Annotated in this window: 14 protein-coding genes; 8 read left to right on the plus strand and 6 right to left on the minus strand. The window is 47.3% G+C overall.

From position 1 onward, the window contains the following. Positions 1–14 precede the first annotated feature (14 nt). Positions 15–887, minus strand: coding sequence for a glycoside hydrolase family 25 protein (locus DWX62_RS16600; RefSeq protein ID WP_005836022.1), 873 nt, complete (start codon positions 885–887; stop codon positions 15–17). 69 nt (positions 888–956) lie between these two features. Then, complete coding sequence (locus tag DWX62_RS16605; protein ID WP_005826644.1) at positions 957–2,603, minus strand: diphosphate--fructose-6-phosphate 1-phosphotransferase; 1,647 nt, start codon at positions 2,601–2,603, stop codon at positions 957–959. Positions 2,604–2,910: 307 nt separating this feature from the next. Here DWX62_RS16605 and DWX62_RS16610 point away from each other — a divergent pair, with 307 nt between their 5' ends. Together DWX62_RS16610 and DWX62_RS16615 are read left to right on the plus strand one after the other, a co-directional pair. Continuing rightward, on the plus strand, positions 2,911–3,216 hold the full coding sequence (locus DWX62_RS16610; protein ID WP_005826648.1) for an RNA-binding protein: 306 nt from the start codon (positions 2,911–2,913) through the stop codon (positions 3,214–3,216). A gap of 79 nt (positions 3,217–3,295) precedes the next feature. Beyond that, the gene (locus DWX62_RS16615) at positions 3,296–3,793 is read left to right on the plus strand and encodes a cold shock domain-containing protein (protein ID WP_005826650.1); all 498 of its coding nucleotides are present in this window, start codon (positions 3,296–3,298) and stop codon (positions 3,791–3,793) included. A 90-nt stretch (positions 3,794–3,883) separates the two neighbouring features. Here the strand turns inward: DWX62_RS16615 and DWX62_RS16620 are convergent, their stop codons facing one another. From DWX62_RS16620 to DWX62_RS16630, 3 genes are read right to left on the minus strand one after another with little or no spacing between them, the layout of a single operon-like run. Next, entirely contained in the window at positions 3,884–5,260 is a 1,377-nt protein-coding gene (locus DWX62_RS16620) for an efflux transporter outer membrane subunit (RefSeq protein ID WP_005826651.1), read from the minus strand. Positions 5,261–5,277: 17 nt separating this feature from the next. After that, the gene (locus tag DWX62_RS16625; protein ID WP_005826654.1) at positions 5,278–8,388 is read right to left on the minus strand and encodes a multidrug efflux RND transporter permease subunit; all 3,111 of its coding nucleotides are present in this window, start codon (positions 8,386–8,388) and stop codon (positions 5,278–5,280) included. A gap of 7 nt (positions 8,389–8,395) precedes the next feature. Next, on the minus strand, positions 8,396–9,670 hold the full coding sequence (locus DWX62_RS16630) for an efflux RND transporter periplasmic adaptor subunit (protein WP_005826657.1): 1,275 nt from the start codon (positions 9,668–9,670) through the stop codon (positions 8,396–8,398). Between the two features lie 303 nt (positions 9,671–9,973). Here DWX62_RS16630 and DWX62_RS16635 point away from each other — a divergent pair, with 303 nt between their 5' ends. Genes DWX62_RS16635 through DWX62_RS16645 form a run of 3 tightly spaced genes read left to right on the plus strand, consistent with a single transcriptional unit; the run spans position 9,974 to position 11,628 of the window. Beyond that, positions 9,974–10,243 (plus strand): hypothetical protein, encoded by a 270-nt coding sequence (locus tag DWX62_RS16635; protein WP_005826660.1) that lies wholly within the window; start codon positions 9,974–9,976, stop codon positions 10,241–10,243. Position 10,244: 1 nt separating this feature from the next. Then, positions 10,245–10,799 carry a 1-acyl-sn-glycerol-3-phosphate acyltransferase gene (locus DWX62_RS16640; protein ID WP_005826663.1) on the plus strand — a complete coding sequence of 185 codons (555 nt, stop codon included), beginning with the start codon at positions 10,245–10,247 and terminating at the stop codon, positions 10,797–10,799. Between the two features lie 22 nt (positions 10,800–10,821). Next, entirely contained in the window at positions 10,822–11,628 is an 807-nt protein-coding gene (locus DWX62_RS16645; protein WP_009036814.1) for an amidohydrolase, read from the plus strand. Here DWX62_RS16645 and DWX62_RS16650 read toward each other — a convergent pair. Beyond that, on the minus strand, positions 11,600–12,301 hold the full coding sequence (locus DWX62_RS16650; protein WP_005826670.1) for an SIMPL domain-containing protein: 702 nt from the start codon (positions 12,299–12,301) through the stop codon (positions 11,600–11,602). The two genes, DWX62_RS16645 and DWX62_RS16650, sit on opposite strands and share 29 nt — an antisense overlap. A gap of 497 nt (positions 12,302–12,798) precedes the next feature. Between DWX62_RS16650 and DWX62_RS16655 the strand changes: the two genes are divergently transcribed. From DWX62_RS16655 to DWX62_RS16665, 3 genes are all read left to right on the plus strand, one after another. Further along, entirely contained in the window at positions 12,799–14,790 is a 1,992-nt protein-coding gene (locus DWX62_RS16655; protein ID WP_022402087.1) for a glucosamine-6-phosphate deaminase, read from the plus strand. A 169-nt stretch (positions 14,791–14,959) separates the two neighbouring features. Then, the gene (locus DWX62_RS16660; protein ID WP_057256390.1) at positions 14,960–15,838 is read left to right on the plus strand and encodes a DUF4886 domain-containing protein; all 879 of its coding nucleotides are present in this window, start codon (positions 14,960–14,962) and stop codon (positions 15,836–15,838) included. Between the two features lie 148 nt (positions 15,839–15,986). Further along, positions 15,987–18,917, plus strand: a complete 2,931-nt coding sequence (locus tag DWX62_RS16665) for a hypothetical protein (protein ID WP_005826679.1) — start codon at positions 15,987–15,989, stop codon at positions 18,915–18,917. Positions 18,918–18,988: the final 71 nt, after the last annotated feature.

The raw sequence follows: 18,988 nt of genomic DNA on the forward strand, positions 1-18,988 counted from the left end.
GCTAAAGTTGACCTTTAGCGTTCTATACAAGGAGTTTTCAACGTAAGCTCCAAAAGTTCCTCCATTGTACCATTAAAGACGTTCAAATCCACCTCTTCTTCAATACCGGGCACAGTGCCTACATCCGTGTGCTGCCAAAAGTGCCACTTGCCCTCATAACGCACGGAATCTACATAATAATGGGCTATCCAATAAGGATAAGCATTGAAAATGGAATCGCTGAGATAGCGTTTCTTGAATTTATAGGAAGTATAAAGAATAGGCTTTACGCCGTAATGCGCCTCTACCCTATCCAGCCAAGTCTTGACTGCCGTTTTAAGTTCCTGCGGTGACTGCTTGCCGGTAGTCTCCACATCAAGTACGGGAGGCAGGTCTCCCTTTGCCAGCTGCACGGTACGGATAAAGAAATCGGCTTGCTTGCGGGCATCGGTCTTAGGGATAAAATAATGATAGGCACCACGGATAAAACCGTATTTACGCGCCTGGCCGAAGTTCTGCGTAAACGTATCGTCACCATGATCGCCGCCTTCGGTAGCTTTCAGAAAAATAAAGTGAATGGGAAATTGGGCTTCTCTATTATGTGTCAGGAGTTCCCAATCTATCTTTCCCTGATAGTGGGATATGTCTATGCCATGCACCTCATAGTTGCAAGGCATACATACACCGTAACCTTTCTGACCATAACAAGGCTTCCAGCGATAAGCATAAGGACGAATGAAAAACCAGTAAAAGCCGGTAGAAAAAACAAGAATGATACAGACCGCCAAAAGATTGCGCAACCATACGGGCATGGTACGCGGCTGCATTTTCTTCTTGCTCCGCGGAGAGGAAGAACGACGGGCGGCAGTAGTTTTACGCCGGATATTTGTGGAGGTCTTGGTTGCCATGAGCAAAGGAAAAGAAAGGGCGGAATGAACCGCCCCTCCGTTTTATTGTCAACTTGTTGATGCATCAACTTATTTAGCCTGCTCCAGCTGCAAAGTCTTCGTAGCCTGGTCGCAAACTTCTGTCGGACCGAAGTACTGGATAGGGCCTGGATAAACGTAGTCTGTTTCCATAGCCCAACGGTCACGCTGAGCAGCGAATGCCTTGAACGGAGCACCGTCCAGCTTCACCAGAGCCTTCTGGATAACCGGCTTCATTTCACCGTGGCGACGTTCCATGTTCATCATCATAGTGATGGGCACACCGCCTGCAATCCATTCTTCGGCAGGAGCAGTAGTGTTGCGTACAGAAGACATGTAACCGGTCTTTCCGTTAGCAATCAATGCAGATGCTGCATAACCCAAAGAGTAGCAGTAGTCAGCGTCGAAGTTAGACGGAGCAGCGCAACGTCCTTCGTAACCGAAGAAGTGGTGCTGTGCAGCAAACTTGCCTACGAACTTGCCCTCTTCTTTCCACTGAGCCAGCTTAGTGCCAACCATTTCGGACAGCAACTTTTCTGTTTCAATCAGAGATACCTGTACGTTTCCGTGCGGGTCGCGGTCCAGAGACAACTGGCGAGCCACGCCTTCGGGCAAGCTTGCGTAGATGGCCGCATTCTCCGGAGAGAGTTTACGGATGATATAATCGCGTTGGTGAGATTTCTTAATTTGAGCAAACTCTTCTGCATTGGCAGCAAGGAAGTCGTTCAACTCAGCAATCAGACGCTTCATGGCCGGGATGAATTCAACCAATCCTTCGGGGATAAGAACCGTACCAAAGTTGTTACCCTGGGCTGCACGTTCAGCAACGACCTTGGCAATGCTGGTCACGATGTCGTCCAAAGACATATCCTTAGCTTCAACCTCTTCAGAGATGATACACATATTGGGTTGAACCTGCAATGCACATTCCAAAGCGATATGAGAAGCGGAACGTCCCATCAACTTGATGAAGTGCCAGTATTTACGAGCAGAGTTACAGTCACGTTGGATGTTGCCGATTACTTCAGAGTAAGTCTTGCAAGCAGTATCGAAACCGAAAGAAGTTTCAATCATATCATTCTTCAAGTCACCGTCGATGGTCTTGGGGCAACCTATTACCTGCACGCCATAATTCTTGGCAGCATAGTATTCAGCCAGTACGCAAGCATTAGTGTTGGAGTCATCGCCACCGATGATAACCAATGCCTTGATGCCGAGTTCTTTCAGGATTTCATAACCTTTCTCAAACTGTTCTTCCTTTTCCAGCTTGGTACGGCCCGAACCGATGATGTCAAAACCACCCGTATTGCGGTATTCATCAATGATGTCAGCAGTCAGTTCCATATAATTATGGTCAACCAAGCCGCCAGGACCCAGAATAAAGCCATACAATTTGCTGTCTTTGTTCAGCTTCTTGATACCGTCGAAAATACCGGAAATCACATTGTGACCGCCAGGAGCCTGTCCACCGGAAAGGATAACACCCACGTTCATTGCGGGGAAGTTAACCACCTCATCGGTAGTTTCAAACTTAATCAAAGGCATTCCGTACGTATTGGGGAACAATTTCTTGATTTCTTCCTGGTCAGCAACAGACTGAGTAGCTGCGCCTTCTGCAGCCTTAACAGTTCCTTTCAGCGCTTTCGGAAGTTTGGGCTGATAGGCAGCCCTTGCAATTTGCAATGCACTTTTAGTCATTTCTCTTAATTATTTAAAGGTGTTAGTAAAGTTCCGTTTAAAAGCGTCGCAAATTTCGCTTTTTTTCGTAAGATATGCAAACGAGAGGCCGAAATAATGTATAAAATGACATTTATCGTTTTTTATCCTAAAATAAAAAGGAGAAGAAAGCAATTAACTGATTTATTGTGTTATCTTTGCCGCAAAGTTTGAGTTACGAGTCGTTATCGCATTGTTCTTCTTTTAATATACAACTATTATTAGGCGGTCTCTTCCATAATTATTCTCCATACTCCAATTTAATAATTACAATTAATTAAAATTTCAAATGAACATTTACATTTCAGGTTTAAATTTCAGCACAACAGACGCTGACTTAAACGATTTATTTTCAGAGTACGGAGAAGTTTCTTCTGCAAGAATCATTACAGACAGAGAAACAAGAAGATCCAGAGGTTTCGGTTTCGTAGAAATGCCGGACGATGCAGCAGGCCAAAAAGCCATTGACGAATTGAACGGTGCTGAATTTGACCACAAACAAATCTCGGTAAACGTGGCACGCCCCCGCGAAGAAAGACCTTCCAATGGCGGCAATCGCGACAGAAGAGGCGGTTACAACTCTAGAAGATATTAATATTCTTAACTACTGACAAAAGCAGGAGGTGTTGTAGCAATACCCCCTGCTTTTTTTATAACTCAATAAATAAAAATACATGGCCAAATCCATCTCCGCAGACAAGCGTGAAAATGAAAAGAAAAGACTCGCCCGACGAGCTGAAAAACAAAAAAAGAAAGAAGAAAAAAAACTATCCAACAAAGCCAATAGCTTTGAAGATATGATTGCCTATGTTGACGAAAACGGCATGATAACCTCTACTCCTCCGGCAGAAAACACTCCCAAAGAAGAAATAAAGCTGGAAGAAATCGTCATATCAACTCCCAAAAAAGACAAGGAAGAACCGGTCATCCGCAGAGGACGTATCGAGTTTTTCAATGAATCGAAAGGCTTCGGCTTCATCAAGGACTTATCCGGGGTCGAAAAATACTTTTTCCACATTAACAATGTGCTGACAGATATAGCAGAAAACAATATTGTGACGTTCGACCTCGAACGTGGCCTTAAAGGCATGAATGCTGTAAACGTAGCTCTTGAAGTAGAAAAGGCAAAGGAAAAGAAAGAAAACAAGGAGACTCTAAATACAGAATCCTAGATGAAATAAGCCAATTATAGAACAAGGGCGTGTATATACCATCAAATATTTCGGTACATACACGCCCTTGCTGTCTTCTTTAATCACACGTCATTCGGTTTGCCAGCCACCCCCCAATGCCTTATAGACATTTACCATGGCAATAAGTTCGTCGCGGATGGCATTGCTCACCCCTATTTGGGCATCGAAATAACCACGCTGGGCATCGAGCACATCCATATAATTGATGACGCCGTTGATGTATTGCAACTGTGCCAAATCCACATATCCCTTGGCAGAACGTTCAAGTTTGGCACGCAGTTGGTAGACCTCCTTTATCTTATTGAAATCTACAATGGCATTCTTCGCTTCCTTAAAAGCATTCAGCACTGTCTTTTCATAGCTATGCACTTCGGCTTCAAAAGAAGCCTTCTGTGCATTCAATGCAGCACGGTTCTTTCCCCAACCGAAAAGTGGTGCCAAGACTGCCCCATTCAATAAGGAATAGGGAGATTCCAGGAAATTGGATAACACATCACTTTCCAATCCAAATTGTCCGGTCAGGGCCAAACGGGGGAACATATTGGTATAAGCAACTTTCACTCTGGCATGTTCAGCCCTCAACTGCTGCTCCGCCACACGGACATCGGGGCGACGTTCCAACAAATCGGAAGGCAGACCTACCGGTAAGGACTCCGGCACATCCAGTTCCTGCAGAAAATTGACACGCTTGATACGGGTAGGGAATTCCCCCACAAGGAAGGATATATCATTTTCTTTCAGAGAGATACGGCGTTCCAAATCCGGAACAAGAGTAGCCGTACGAGCCAACTCCACTTGAGCCTGTTGATAAGAGGTCTCCGAGGTCAGCCCTCCTTCAAAACGGATACGCGCCAAGCGCACTCCCTCTTCACGCGCCTTTTGTGTCTGGCGCACAATCTCCAGTTCCGTATCAAGGGCTACCAGCTCATAATAAGCCTGCGCCACTTCGGCAACGATGGTCATGCGCAACGCACGCTGCGCCTCCACACTTTGCAAATATTCGGCCACAGCAGCCACTTTTTTCCATCTCAAGTTTCCCCAAAGGTCCAGTTCCCAAGAGAGCAACGCCTTGGCTTCGTAAGTATTGCCTACATCACGGCTATGACCACCGTAATTCTCCACCTCGCGCTCAGCCTCCACCTTTCCGGTGAGCTGCGGCAGAAGGTTGGCAACACTGATACGTTTTTGGGCAGCCATCTCCTTGACACGGGAAGCTGCAATCAGCATGTCTTTGTTATATTCCAGAGCACGGTCTATCAAAGCACGCAGCGTGCTGTCCGTATAAACTGCCTGCCACTGTTCATCGGCTATGCTCATGCTATCCTGCTGCTGTGCCAGGCTATCCGGCAATGCCATCTCCGGACGCACATAGCTCTTGCCCACCTTGCATGAGGTAAGGGCAAACATACTCAGCAACAAAATAATATATATGTTCTTTCTTTTCATAAACGTTGTCTTTAAAATCAGTCTTTCTTAATCTTATGCTGCACTTTGGCTTTTGTCTTGTATACCAGGACAAAGAAGAACGGTACAAGCACAATACCGAATACAATGGCAAATATCATTCCGAAGAAAACACCCGTACCGATGGCCTGACGGCTCGCCGAGCCCGGTCCGCTTGCCAACACCATAGGAAGCATTCCCAATACAAAGGCGAGGGAAGTCATCAGGATAGGCCGGAAACGGAGTTGGGCAGCATGGATGGCAGACTGTATCAAGTCTCCTCCCTTGTCAACCTGCACCTTGGCAAACTCCACAATCAAAATGGCATTCTTTGCCGCAAGCCCCACCAGCATCACCAAGCCGATCTGGAAATAAATATCATTCTCCAATCCGCATATCACAACGCCCAGATAGGCACCCAAAGCGGCAACCGGCAGTGAAAGCAATACAGCGATAGGCACCGTCCAACTTTCATATTGCGCAGCCAAAAAGAGGAATACGAAAAGGAATACCAGCGTAAGCACAAGACCCGTCTGTCCTCCCGCCTTCTTTTCCTGATAGGAAAGGCCACTCCACTCCAGACCGATATTGTCCGGCAAGTGGTTACGTGCAATCTGCTCCATAATCTCCATTGCCTGGCCGGAACTGTAGCCTTGTGCCGCAGAACCGCGGATGACGGCAGTGGTAAACATATTGAAACGCTTGATACTGCCCGGACCGGTGGTATAAGAGGCATTTCCCAAGGAAGTAAGCGGCACCATCACTCCGTCTTTTGCCTTTACAAAGAACAAGTTGATATTGTCCTTATGCTCACGATAAGGAGCCTCGGCCTGGATATACACCTTATATATACGGTTGAACATATTGAAGTCATTCACATATACTGAACCGGTATAGGCCTTCATGGTAGAGAATACATCCGCCAGGGGCACACCCAGCATTTTCACCTTATCACGGTCCACATCAAAATAAAGTTGCGGTATTTCAGACTGCAAGGATGATGAAAGCCCCGTCAGCTCCTTATGCTTCTGGGCATAATACATCAGCGTATCTGCCGCCTGCACCAAGTTGTCAAACGTCGCCTCTCCACGCGCCTCAAGCTGCATTTCGAAACCTCCCGAGGTACCCAATCCCGGAATGACCGGAGGCGTGGAAAGATAGACCTTGCATTCGGGATATTCCTTCAAATCCTTCTCCACATTCTCCATTATCTTATCGATGGAAATCCCCTTACGCTCTTCCCACGGTTTCAGAATAACCGTCAGCTCACTGCGTGCCTGGTTGCTACCCACACGGGGGCTGCTACCCGTCACGTTCTGCACATAGGCCACATAGGGATTCTTCTCCAAGTATTGCACGGCACGGTCGGTCACCACACGGGTTCGCTCCAAAGTAGCACCTTCCGGCAACTCCAACTCTATCTTAAAATAGCCCTGGTCTTCTACCGGCAGGAAGCTGGTAGGCACCAACCGGTGGATAATGAAAATGGCAACCAGTACCAGGCCGAACGCACTCATCAAGCGGCGGGGATTCCTGATGACCCGGTTAATGACAGCCACGTATTTGTGATTGCCCAAGTTCAGCCATTCATTGATTTTGCGGAAAACTATGTTCTTTTTCTTTCCACTGTCGGGCTTCAATATGAGCGAACACATGACGGGACTAAGCGTCAGGGCCACTACCGTAGAAAGCAATACGGAAACGGCGATAGTAATGGTAAACTGACGGTATAACTGTCCGGTGATTCCGCTCAAGAAACTTACCGGCACAAACACGGCACAGAGCACCAACGATGTGGCAATCAAGGCACTTGCCAATCCGTTCATCGCCTTTTTGGTAGCTTCATACGGGCTCAATTTCTCCGTCTCCATAAGATGTTCTACATTCTCCACCACCACAATGGCATCATCCACCACAATACCGATGGCGAGAATCAATCCAAGCAAAGTCAGTATGTTCAGAGAGAAACCGAAAATAAGCATGAAACCGAAGGTACCAATCAGGGAAATAGGTACCGCAACAATCGGTATCACCGTCGCACGCCAACTTTGCAAGGATAGAAATACAACCAGCACCACCAGAATCAGCGCTTCGAACAACGTCTTGTACACTTCGTGAATGGATTCGGAAATATAAGTCGTCATGTCGAAGGGAATCTCATAACTCATCCCCTCAGGGAAATTTGCACTGATTTCCTCCATAGCAGCCTTTACGCTCTTTGCAACTTCCATTGCATTGGCCCCGGGAAGCATATAGATACCGAGAACGGCAGCATTCTCACCGTTGATGCCACTCTCCGTGCTATATGAAGATGCTTCCAATGAAACACGCGCCACATCGCGCAGACGGATAATGGAACCGTTGGCATTGGCACGGACCACAATGTCCTCAAACTGCTTTGCCGAACTTAAGCGTCCCTGGGTAGTGATAGGGATAGTAATGTCGAGTCCCTTCACCGGCTGTTGTCCCAAAACACCCGCAGCAGACTCACGGTTCTGGTCCTTCAGGGCATTCTGCAAATCCTGCACCGTCAGTCCGAAGTTGGCAAGTTTGTCGGGCAACGCCCATATCTGCATGGCATAGTAGCGGCTACCGATGTTGGAAACACGTCCCACACCGGGGATACGGCGCAACAAGTCGAGTACATTGATAGTAGCAAAGTTACTCAAATAAATTTCGTCGAACTTCGGGTCACTGGAAGTCAGACAGATAGTCATCAATTGGCTGGGAGCCTGCTTTTCCACAGAAATACCGTTCTGAATCACTTCGGCTGGCAAACGGCTCTCCGCCAGTTTCACACGGTTCTGTATTTCTACGGCAGCCAAATCCGGGTCGGCAGACACGTCGAAAGTGACCGTAGCTGAAAATCCTCCGGAATTAGAACTGTTGGACTCCATGTACAGCATACCGGGAGTACCGTTTATCTCTTGCTCGATAGGGGTTGCCACCGCCTGCGAAACAGTCAATGCACTGGCTCCCGGATAGGAAGCACTGATTTTCACTACGGGAGGCGTTATCTGCGGATATTGGTCTACCGGCAGCATGGTCAGGCCAATGATACCGACAATTACAATCACAATCGATATCACCGCCGAGAATACCGGGCGGTCTATAAAGAAACTTACTTTCATAACATCATTACTTTGAAGGGTTGTTGTCCTTTGATTTATTCTCAGCCGGAGTAGTCTGCTTCGTTTCGGAAACAACCTGCTTGTTCAGAGAATCACTCGTCTGCTCTTCCTCCTTTTTAGGAACGGCAGCCTGGGCACGTACTTTCATACCCGGAGTCAGCTTGTGGAAACCTTCAGTCACAATTTGTTCTCCGGCAACCAGACCACGCTCAACCACCCAATTGTTGCCAAATTCAGGTCCCAGTTCAATGAAACGCTTTTCAACCGTAGAGTCCCGGCGCATCACAAAAATATATGCACCACCTTTCTCAATGGTAACCGCCTTTTGAGGAACGGCGACAGCACCCTCACGTACATCCAGCAATAGCTTAACCTTTGTAAACTGCCCCGGTAACAACACTTTGTTAGGGTTCGGCATTTCGGCACGCACGGAGAATGTTCCGGTCTGAGGGTCCACCTGAGGTTCGGCAAAATCCACATAGCCCTTATAAGGATAGACGGTATTATCCGCCAAAGTAATCGTAATGTTCGGCTGCCAGGAACGTGTAGAGTCCTGACGCCCTATATCGATATTCCGTTCCTTGCTTTTCAGGTAATCCAATGCCGTCATGCTGAAATCTACCAGAACCGTATCACTTTTCACAACCGTAGCCAGCAAGGACTTGCCTCCCGGTCCGACCAATGTTCCCAAATCCACATTTCTTTCACTGATATGTCCCGATAGCGGAGAACGGACCAACGTATATCCCAATTCCAATTCAGCCTGGTCCAAATCGGCCTGGCTCATCGCTACTGAGGCTTCTGCAGTCTCGTAAGCAGCCTGGGCATTGTCCAAATCCAGCTGGCTGGCAGCGTTCTGCGCATAGAGGGGGCGGATACGCTCCAAATCGCGCTTTGCCTTCAATGCCTGCGCTTCATCCTTCTTTAACTGTGCACGAGCTTTGTCAGCCTTTGCCCTATACTGGTCCTGGTTTATCACAAAAAGTACCTGGTTCTTGGTGACATATGTTCCTTCTGCGAAAAGCATATTCTCCAAATACCCTTCCACACGCGCACGTACCTCTACAAACTGCTGAGCGCGAATACGTCCCACGTACTCGCCATATATCTCCACATCTCCTTTTTCCGCAGATTCCACAATCACGGTAGGAGCTTCCGATTCCACCTTCTTAGGCCAAGTCAGAATAACGTAACCTGCCAACAATACCGCCATGCAGGCAACCATCATCAGCAACCTCTTCTTCTTTAGTTTCAATTCTTTTTTCGTAAAAAACTGTCTCATGCTTGTTTGTATATTAAATTTAACCCTGTTTCTTTCTATTAAAGCAAATCCGATGCCAATCTATCACCATCTCATCCATTACGTCTAACAAACTATATATCAAGCAGAAAAGCAGACGGCAGTTCTTTATTCATGGTGGCATCCTCCATTTTTCCCTGTGGAATGTGTCCACAGTTTGTGGAATAATTCCACAAAACTACTAAATTAAAAACACATAAAAACCCTTTTTTGCTCTACACTAACAAAGAAAAACATTATCTTTACCGAAAATAATTCAGATTATTCATTTTAAACGTAAAGATTATGGCAAGTAGAAAAGAACTAAAGAAGAATATAAACTATATTGCAGGTGAATTGTTCACAGAGTGTCTTGTAAACAGCTTATATGTGCCTGGAACAGACAAACAAAAAGCCGATGAACTGATGGCTGAAATTCTGAAAATGCAAGATGAATTCATAAGCCGCATCAGCCACACCGAGCCAGGAAATGTAAAAGGTTTCTACAAAAAACTTCGTGCTGACTTCAATGCAAAAGTAGACGAAATTATTGACGCAATGGGCAAACTGAAATAAGATGAAGAAAGCCTTTTATAGCTTCATTTATTATCGCCTGCTGGGCTGGAAGACAAACGTGACGGTGCCCGACTACGACAAATGTGTAATTTGTGCGGCACCCCATACTTCCAATTGGGACTTATTTATCGGTAAATTGTTTTATGGTGCCATCGGCCGCAAGACCAGTTTCATGATGAAAAAGGAATGGTTCTTTTTTCCTCTGGGACTGATATTCAAAGCCGTTGGCGGCATTCCGGTGAACCGGGGACGTAAATCTTCCTTAGTGGACCAAATGACCGAAAAGTTTGCAAACAGCAAGCATTTCCACCTGGCTATTACACCGGAAGGAACCCGTAAAGCCAATCCCAACTGGAAGAAAGGTTTTTATTACATAGCACTTAAAGCACAAGTGCCCATCATGCTTATCGGGATTGATTATCCTTCCAAGACCATCTCCTCTACCAAGGCTGTCATGCCTACCGGAGACATCGAAAAGGATATGCGCGAGATAAAACTGTACTTCAAGAACTTTAAAGGAAAAAATCCCGAAAATTTTGATTTAGGAAATATCTAATCAGGTATTAAGCATTAATGCCATGCGAATAAGCATCTTGCAAACAGACATCGTCTGGGAAAATAAACAAGAAAATCTCCGTCGTCTCCGCGAGAAGTTAGAAACTCTTCGTGGAACAACGGAGATTGTTGTTTTACCGGAAACATTCTCCACCGGCTTTAGTATGGACACCGCCAGCTTGGCCGAACCCACAACGGGAGAAACCATCGCAACACTGCGCCAATGGTCCGAAGAGTACCGGCTTGCTCTTGCCGGCAGCTATATTGCCTGCGAAACAGCCTCGGAAGGCGGAAAGCCATCCTACTACAACCGCGCATTCTTCCTTACGCCCGAAGGCAATGCTTACTATTACGACAAACGCCACCTCTTCCGGATGGGGCACGAGACAGAACATTTCACCCCCGGCAACCGGCGTCCCATCATCCGATATCGCGGCTGGAATATACTGCTGCTTGTATGCTATGACCTTCGTTTCCCGGTCTGGAGCCGCAATACGAGCAATGAATACGACCTCCTGATTTACGTCGCCAACTGGCCCATTCCCCGCCGGAAAGTCTGGGACATCCTGCTGCAAGCGCGCGCGCTGGAAAACATCAGTTATGTCTGCGGTGTCAACCGTATCGGCAAGGACGGCAGAGACATTCCACACAGCGGCGGCAGTGTGGTCTACTCTCCGAAGGGGGAAGTGCTTGCCACTGTGCCCGACAACGAAGAGGCGATTGCCACCGCCTCCCTCAACCTTTCCTCCCTGCAGGAGTTCAGGCTAAAGTTTCCCGCTTGGAAAGATGCGGACGAGTTCGTTATTTCTTCAAATAATAGTTCACAGTAGTCACTACACGTACGCTTTTTATATAAGGAGTATAGGCATCGCGGTCACTTATGGAGAACTGCCCTTGCGAGGCATTGCGGATTTTCCCCAGTTCACTGTCCGAATCCTTGGCAAACTTCTCGGCTGCAGCACGAGCGTTCTTCGTGGCCTCCTCTATCATTCTGGGCTTCACTTCGTTGAGACCGGTGAATTCATAAGACACATTATATTTATAATCCCCTCCCGTGATGGCAATACCCTGCTTCAAGAGTTCAGCCTGCCCCGACATGAGCTTACGCACCCTATCCACATTCTTGGAAGTGACAGTGATGACAGACGTGGCATTATAACGATAGGCCACGTTGCGGTCAACGTAACGTTCGGCCTGCATGTCAATCACTTCGGGCGGTGCAATACTGATTTCCTCCTTCTCAATACCGTTGTTTTCAAGGAAACTCACGACGGCAGCGTTTTTCTTCTCCATATTGGCATAAAGCAGTGCAGGGTCATTACCTATGTCTTTGTAGACAAGAGGCCAGACTACCTTGTCGGCAGGCACTTCCATTTCGGCCAGCCCTTTCACACTGACCACACGGTCCTTATTCACAAAATTGTTGATACCGCCTTTTACCATGATTCCCAACAAAAGCAGCCCCACGGCTATGATGGCTGCTTCTACTTTCCAGCTTTTCATACATTGATATTTTAGAGTTTATAAACACACACAAATATAACAAACCCAAACGACAAAAAGTGCGATGAATGGTCTATTTTTATATGATTATCCTCACTTATACCCCAAACGAACGAGACATTATACAAAATGCACCAAATCCTCTTTTTTAGAGTATTTAATGAAAATACCCAAAAGAAGGAGTACATCTTCTCCAAAAAGTACCTATTTTTGTCCTTCGAAACAATGTCAAAGCGACAACATGATTAATTTAATAATTCTAACCCCTAAATCCTATGTTGACCCAACGTAAAATCCATACTCACGGTGGCGGTTGGCCGTGACTTTATGGAATGACCGAAGACACTTTCCGTACAACCGTCAAAACCCATATGAGATATGGGACGACCAGTATTTCTTAATTAATCTTCAGCAATATGCGGATGAACATTGTTTTTCGTATATTTGTTGATTGAAAGAACAGTTCAATACTTAATCATTTATTAATAATAAATTTTATGAAAACCAATCTAAGCTCTCAAATCACTCTCAACAGAGTCTCCCCCAGGTACTATAGACCTGAGAATGCATTTGAACGGTCGGTATTGACCCGACTGGAAAAAATCCCGACAGATATTTATGAGTCTGCGGAAGAAGGCGCCAACCAGATTGCCCTTGACATTGCACAGTTAATCCGTGACAAGCAAAAGGCGGGACGTTTCTGTGTCTTGGCACTGGCAGGCGGTAACTCTCCGCGCAATGTATATGCAGACTTGGTACGTATGCACCAGGAAGAGGGATTAAGTTTCCGCAACGTAGTCATATTCAACCTCTACGAATATTATCCATTAGCTCCCAATGCCATCAACAGCAACTTCAACGCATTGAAGGAAATGCTGATAGACCATGTGGACATTGACAAACAGAATGTTTTCACCCCCGACAGCACCATCGCCAAAGACGCCATCTTTGAATATTGCCGTCTTTACGAGCAGCGCATTGAAAGTTTCGGTGGCTTAGATATCGCTTTGCTGGGCATTGGTCGTGTAGGTAACATCGGTTTCAACGAACCGGGTTCACGCCAGAACTCTACCACCCGTCTGATATTGCTGGACAGCGATTCCCGCAATGAAGCTTCCAAAATGTTCGGTAGCATTGAAAATACCCCCATCAGCTCCATCACCATGGGAGTAGCCACCATCCTCTCGGCAAAGAAAATATATCTACTGGCATGGGGTGAGGAGAAAGCACAAAAGGTGAAAGAATGCGTTGAAGGTCCGGTAACAGATACTATCCCTGCATCTTATCTACAGACCCACAACAATGCACATGTAGCTATCGACTTGTCTGCCGCCGCCAACTTGACACGTATCCAACGCCCCTGGCTGGTAACTTCCTGCGAATGGAACGACAAGCTCATCCGCAGCGCCATCGTCTGGCTATGCCAACTCACCGGAAAACCCATTCTGAAGCTGACCAACAAGGACTACAATGAAAACGGTTTGAGTGAACTGCTGGCATTGTTCGGCTCAGCCTATAACGTGAACATCAAGATATTCAATGACCTGCAGCATACCATCACCGGATGGCCGGGCGGCAAGCCGAACGCAGACGACACCTATCGCCCTGAACGTGCAAAGCCCTATCCCAAACGCGTGGTCGTATTCTCTCCGCATCCCGATGATGACGTTATCTCCATGGGAGGCACCATCCGTCGTCTGGTAGAGCAGAAACATGACGTGCATGTGGCTTACGAAACTTCCGGTAACATTGCCGTAGGCGATGAAGAAGTTATCCGCTTCCTGCACTTCATCAACGGGTTCAACCAAATCTTCAACAACAGCGAAGACCAGGTCATCAATGACAAATATACTGAAATCCGTAAATACTTGAAGGAGAAGAAAGACGGTGACATGGATACACGCGACATCTTGACCATCAAGGGACTGATTCGCCGTGGCGAGGCACGCACTGCATGTACATACAATAATATCCCTCTGGATCACTGTCATTTCCTTGACCTGCCATTCTACGAAACGGGCAAGATACAGAAGAATCCTATCAGCGAAGCAGACGTGGAAATTGTACGCAACCTATTGCGTGAAGTGAAACCCCATCAGATTTTCGTTGCCGGCGACCTGGCCGACCCGCACGGCACACACCGTGTTTGTACGGACGCCGTATTTGCCGCCATTGACTTGGAAAAAGAAGAAGGTGCCAAATGGTTGAAGGAATGCCGCATCTGGATGTACCGCGGTGCATGGGCCGAATGGGAAATCGAAAACATCGAGATGGCTGTGCCCATCAGCCCGGAAGAACTGCGTGCCAAGCGTAACTCTATCCTGAAGCATCAATCGCAGATGGAAAGCGCACCGTTCCTGGGCAATGACGAACGTCTGTTCTGGCAACGCAGCGAGGACCGTAACCGCGGAACAGCTGCCTTGTATGACAGCCTCGGACTTGCTTCCTATGAGGCGATGGAAGCCTTTGTGGAATACATTCCGCTATAAACGGATAAAATATTAACAATAGGATGAGATGTATTGCTCCGGCAATGCATCTCATTTTTTCATGTCTCAGCCTTCTTATATTCCCAAGGAATATTTGCAGATATAAAAACAATCAAATAATTTTGTTACTTATTTATCGAAACGACAAAACTTAAAAACAAACACCATTATGAAAAAGTATGCTATCAACATCCTTGTCATTTTATTCCTACTCACGCCATTTACATTGTTTGCAAATGGATGCCATGCCAATAACGACACCATCAAAGTATTGGCAATAGGCAACAGCTTTTCACAAGATGCAGTAGAGCAATATTTGCACGAACTGGGAGAAGCTGAAGGTATCACCATGATTATCGGCAATATGTTTATCGGAGGATGTTCACTGGAACGGCACGTGCAAAACATACGCAACAACGCTCCGGCCTATGCCTATCGCAAAGTAGAGAAAGACGGGGAAAAAACAGAAACCCGGTCAATGACTATTGAGAAAGCACTGGCCGATGAGAAATGGGACTATATCAGTGTTCAGCAGGCCAGCCCTTTGTCTGGTATCTATGACAGCTACAAAGCTTCCCTACCTGAATTGGTTAACTATATCAGGGAACGAATTGGAAAGGAAACCGTATTAATGATGCACCAGACATGGGCTTATGCTACCAATGCCAACCACACCGGATTCAAAAACTATGACCAGAACCAAATGAAAATGTACACCAGCATTGTGGATGCAGTAAAGAAAGCCGCCAACCTGGTGGGTATCAAGAAAATTATCCCTTCGGGAACCGCCATACAAAATGCACGTACCTCCTTTATCGGCGACCATATGAATAGGGACGGATACCACCTTGACTTAACCATAGGCAGATATACAGCTGCCTGCACATGGTTTGAGGCATTGACCCATCAGAATGTAACAGAAAACCCATATTCTCCCGAAGGAATGGACCCAATCCATAAGAAAGCAGCTCAAATGGCTGCGCACAACGCCATCCTCTATCCGGACAAAGTTACGGAACTGACAGAACTGAAAAAGATTGCCGATTAATGCTTTTTAATTCTTAAGACTTACTTATATGTCTGCAAAATAATAAAAAGAAAGTAACCCGCTCATCAGTGAAGCTTTCTTTTATGTACTTTTGCACGCACCACCGTCTGGTAAAAGCAGATATTGGCAACTTCAATATTTCATCAGTATGAAAAAACTTATCCTAACCGGCATATGGCTCTTGTGTGGATTCCTCCTTCCGGCACAAGAACTAGAGCAGAATGTGGAAGAACGCCTCCAGACATTCTTTAGGGAATACACCACCCATACGGCCAACATCGGTACCTGCAAGCTGGATAGTTTCCGCATTGACTTCCGGAAGAAGAAATTGCTTGTCTATACAAACGAGCGCTTTGCCTACCAGCCTCTACGGCCTGAAACCGTTGATGCCATTTACCGCCATCTGGGACAAATCCTGCCAGGACCGGTGAACTATTTCGACCTCACCGTCTTTGCTGACGGGAAGAGCATCGAAGAGCTTATCCCCAACCTCTACCGGAAAGGGAAGAAAGACAAGGCACGTCTGTTCAGCCACCTGGAATACAAAGGTACCCCCTGGGTAACCCGTACCTCGCGCCCCTACGACATCACCCGCGGACTGGAAGGACGCCACATCGCCCTTTGGCAAAGCCACGGGAAATATTATATCAATGACAAGGACAAATGGGGATGGCAACGCCCGAGGCTGTTCTGCACTACAGAAGACCAGTTCACCCAATCCTTCATCCTGCCCTACCTCCTGCCCATGCTAGAGAATGCAGGAGCCAATGTATTCACTCCCCGCGAAAGGGACACGCAGAAGCAGGAAGTCATCGTAGACAATGACGGTAGCCTGAGCGGACATGGAGGACAAGGTTCCCTTTATCTGGACGTGAAAAGCCGGAAAGCACGTTGGGAACAGACCTTCCGACCCGGATTTGCCCAACGGAAACGAATCTATCAGGACAATGAAAATCCTTTCCTCTCCGGCACGGCACGCTTTGCCAAAACTGAAAAGAAGAAAGACAAGGCTTTTGCCGAATGGGTACCCGATATTCCGGAAACGGGAGAATATGCTGTATACGTATCTTACCAAACACTGCCGGGCAGCGTAAGCGATGCCAAATATCTTGTATTTCACAATGGAGGCGTCACGGAGTTCAAGGTGAACCAGCAAATAGGAGGCGGCACATGGGTGTACCTCGGCACATTCACTTTCGACAAAGGCCGGAATGACTATGGCATGGTGGTATTGAGCAACGAAAGCAAAGAGAAAGGCGTGGTCTGTGCCGATGCCGTCCGCTTTGGAGGAGGCATGGGCAACATTGCCCGCGGAGGACAAACCAGCGGCTTGCCCAGATACCTGGAAGGCGCACGCTACTTTGCCCAATGGGCAGGCATGCCCTATCCCGTCTATGGAGGCTATGAGGGAAAGAATGATATGAACGACGACATCAACGTACGTTCCCGTACAGTGAATTACCTTGCAGGAAAATCACTATTCAACCCGACGGAAGAAGGTTTGGGCATCCCCTTTGAAATGAGTATGGCCCTGCATAGCGATGCCGGTTTCAGTAAGGAAGATGAGATTATAGGCACTCTCGGCATTTATACCACCAACTTCAACAACGGCCGACTGCATGCCGGTACAGACCGCCATGCCTCCCGTGACCTTTCGGACATTCTGCTAACGCAGTTGCAGCGTGATATCCGCTCTACCTTCAACGTAGACTGGACACGCCGCAGCCTATGGAACCGCAACTACAGTGAAACACGCCTGCCCGCCGTCCCTTCCACCATCGTAGAACTGTTGTCGCACCAGAACTTCGCAGATATGCGCTTGGGACATGACCCTAACTTCAAGTTCACCGTCGGGCGTGCGCTCTATAAAGCCATTCTGCAATACATATGCAGCCAGCACGGCAGAGACTACGTTGTCCAACCCCTTCCCGTCAGCCACTTTGCCATCCGCTTCGGTCAAAAGAAGAATACTTTAGAGCTTTCCTGGCAAGGAGAGGAAGACCCGTTGGAGCCGACTGCCAAACCACGTGAATACATTGTATATACACGTATCGGTCGTGGAGGATTTGACAATGGCGTACGCGTCAGCTCCTCATCCCACACCGTAAAAATAGAACCGGGCATCGTCTATTCCTTTAAAGTAACCGCCGTAAACCGGGGTGGCGAAAGCTTCCCTTCGGAAATTCTTGCCGCCTACAAGGCAAAGCGTGAAAAAGGACAGATACTTATCGTCAACGGATTCGACCGCATCAGCGGGCCTGCCGTTATAGACACCCCCGATGCGGCAGGCTTCGACTTGTCACAAGATCCCGGCGTACCCTATCTCTATGACATCTCCCTCTGCGGCGCCCAGCAGAATTTTAGCCGGAAGGAAGCAGGACGACGTCTGGGAGAGAGCAGTGACGAATACGAAGGCATGAAAATCATCGGAAACACTTTCGATTACCCCTTCGTACATGGCAAAGCCATCCAGGCAGCCGGAAATTACAGCTTCGTCTCATGCAGCGACGAGGCTGTGGAAAAGGGCATCCTCTCATTAGAGGATTATCCGATAGTGGACTATATCCTCGGACTTGAGAAAGAAGACAATTCCAGCAATCCGGCACGCAATACCTACTACAAAACATTCTCCTCGCCCATGCAGCGCATACTGACTTCCTATTGCCAGTCGGGAGGTCATCTCCTGGTCAGCGGTGCCTATGTAGGCAGCGATATGGACAGCTCGCAGGGCAATAAAGAATTTATTCAGAATATCTTGAAGTACCGGCATGGCAACTCTCTGAAAACAGACGGGGACAAAATCGCTGTCCGGGGACTGGGGCATACCTTCACCCTTCCCCGCCTGCCGAATGAGCAAAGCTATCCGGTCACTTCCCCTGATTGCATCCTGCCCATGTCTCCCGCTTTTCCAGTCATGACCTATGCCATCGGCAACACACCCGCCGCCGTAGCCTATCAAGGCAGTGATTATCGCACTTTTGTCATGGGATTCCCTTTTGAAAGCATCCGGGAAGAAACATCCAGAAATGTAATTATGGCATCCATACTCCGCTTTCTCACCACAGATTACACAGATTAACACAGACAAAATAGCAATCCCTATAAATAATCTGTGAAAATCTGTGTAATCTGTAGTGAAAAAACTATCTT

This window comes from Bacteroides sp. AF20-13LB (genome assembly GCF_003603065.1).
Classification (GTDB): Bacteria; Bacteroidota; Bacteroidia; order Bacteroidales; family Bacteroidaceae; genus Bacteroides; species Bacteroides uniformis.

What these genes read in the sequence shown, in the direction of transcription:
- DWX62_RS16605 (WP_005826644.1), bottom strand. Translation starts at nt 2,603, where the DNA reads ATGACTAAAAGTGCATTGCAAATTGCAAGGGCTGCCTATCAGCCCAAA.
- DWX62_RS16645 (WP_009036814.1), top strand. Translation starts at nt 10,822, where the DNA reads ATGCGAATAAGCATCTTGCAAACAGACATCGTCTGGGAAAATAAACAA.
- DWX62_RS16620 (WP_005826651.1), bottom strand. Translation starts at nt 5,260, where the DNA reads ATGAAAAGAAAGAACATATATATTATTTTGTTGCTGAGTATGTTTGCC.
- DWX62_RS16640 (WP_005826663.1), top strand. Translation starts at nt 10,245, where the DNA reads ATGAAGAAAGCCTTTTATAGCTTCATTTATTATCGCCTGCTGGGCTGG.
- DWX62_RS16655 (WP_022402087.1), top strand. Translation starts at nt 12,799, where the DNA reads ATGAAAACCAATCTAAGCTCTCAAATCACTCTCAACAGAGTCTCCCCC.
- DWX62_RS16630 (WP_005826657.1), bottom strand. Translation starts at nt 9,670, where the DNA reads ATGAGACAGTTTTTTACGAAAAAAGAATTGAAACTAAAGAAGAAGAGG.
- DWX62_RS16625 (WP_005826654.1), bottom strand. Translation starts at nt 8,388, where the DNA reads ATGAAAGTAAGTTTCTTTATAGACCGCCCGGTATTCTCGGCGGTGATA.
- DWX62_RS16600 (WP_005836022.1), bottom strand. Translation starts at nt 887, where the DNA reads ATGGCAACCAAGACCTCCACAAATATCCGGCGTAAAACTACTGCCGCC.
- DWX62_RS16610 (WP_005826648.1), top strand. Translation starts at nt 2,911, where the DNA reads ATGAACATTTACATTTCAGGTTTAAATTTCAGCACAACAGACGCTGAC.
- DWX62_RS16665 (WP_005826679.1), top strand. Translation starts at nt 15,987, where the DNA reads ATGAAAAAACTTATCCTAACCGGCATATGGCTCTTGTGTGGATTCCTC.
- DWX62_RS16635 (WP_005826660.1), top strand. Translation starts at nt 9,974, where the DNA reads ATGGCAAGTAGAAAAGAACTAAAGAAGAATATAAACTATATTGCAGGT.
- DWX62_RS16650 (WP_005826670.1), bottom strand. Translation starts at nt 12,301, where the DNA reads ATGAAAAGCTGGAAAGTAGAAGCAGCCATCATAGCCGTGGGGCTGCTT.
- DWX62_RS16660 (WP_057256390.1), top strand. Translation starts at nt 14,960, where the DNA reads ATGAAAAAGTATGCTATCAACATCCTTGTCATTTTATTCCTACTCACG.
- DWX62_RS16615 (WP_005826650.1), top strand. Translation starts at nt 3,296, where the DNA reads ATGGCCAAATCCATCTCCGCAGACAAGCGTGAAAATGAAAAGAAAAGA.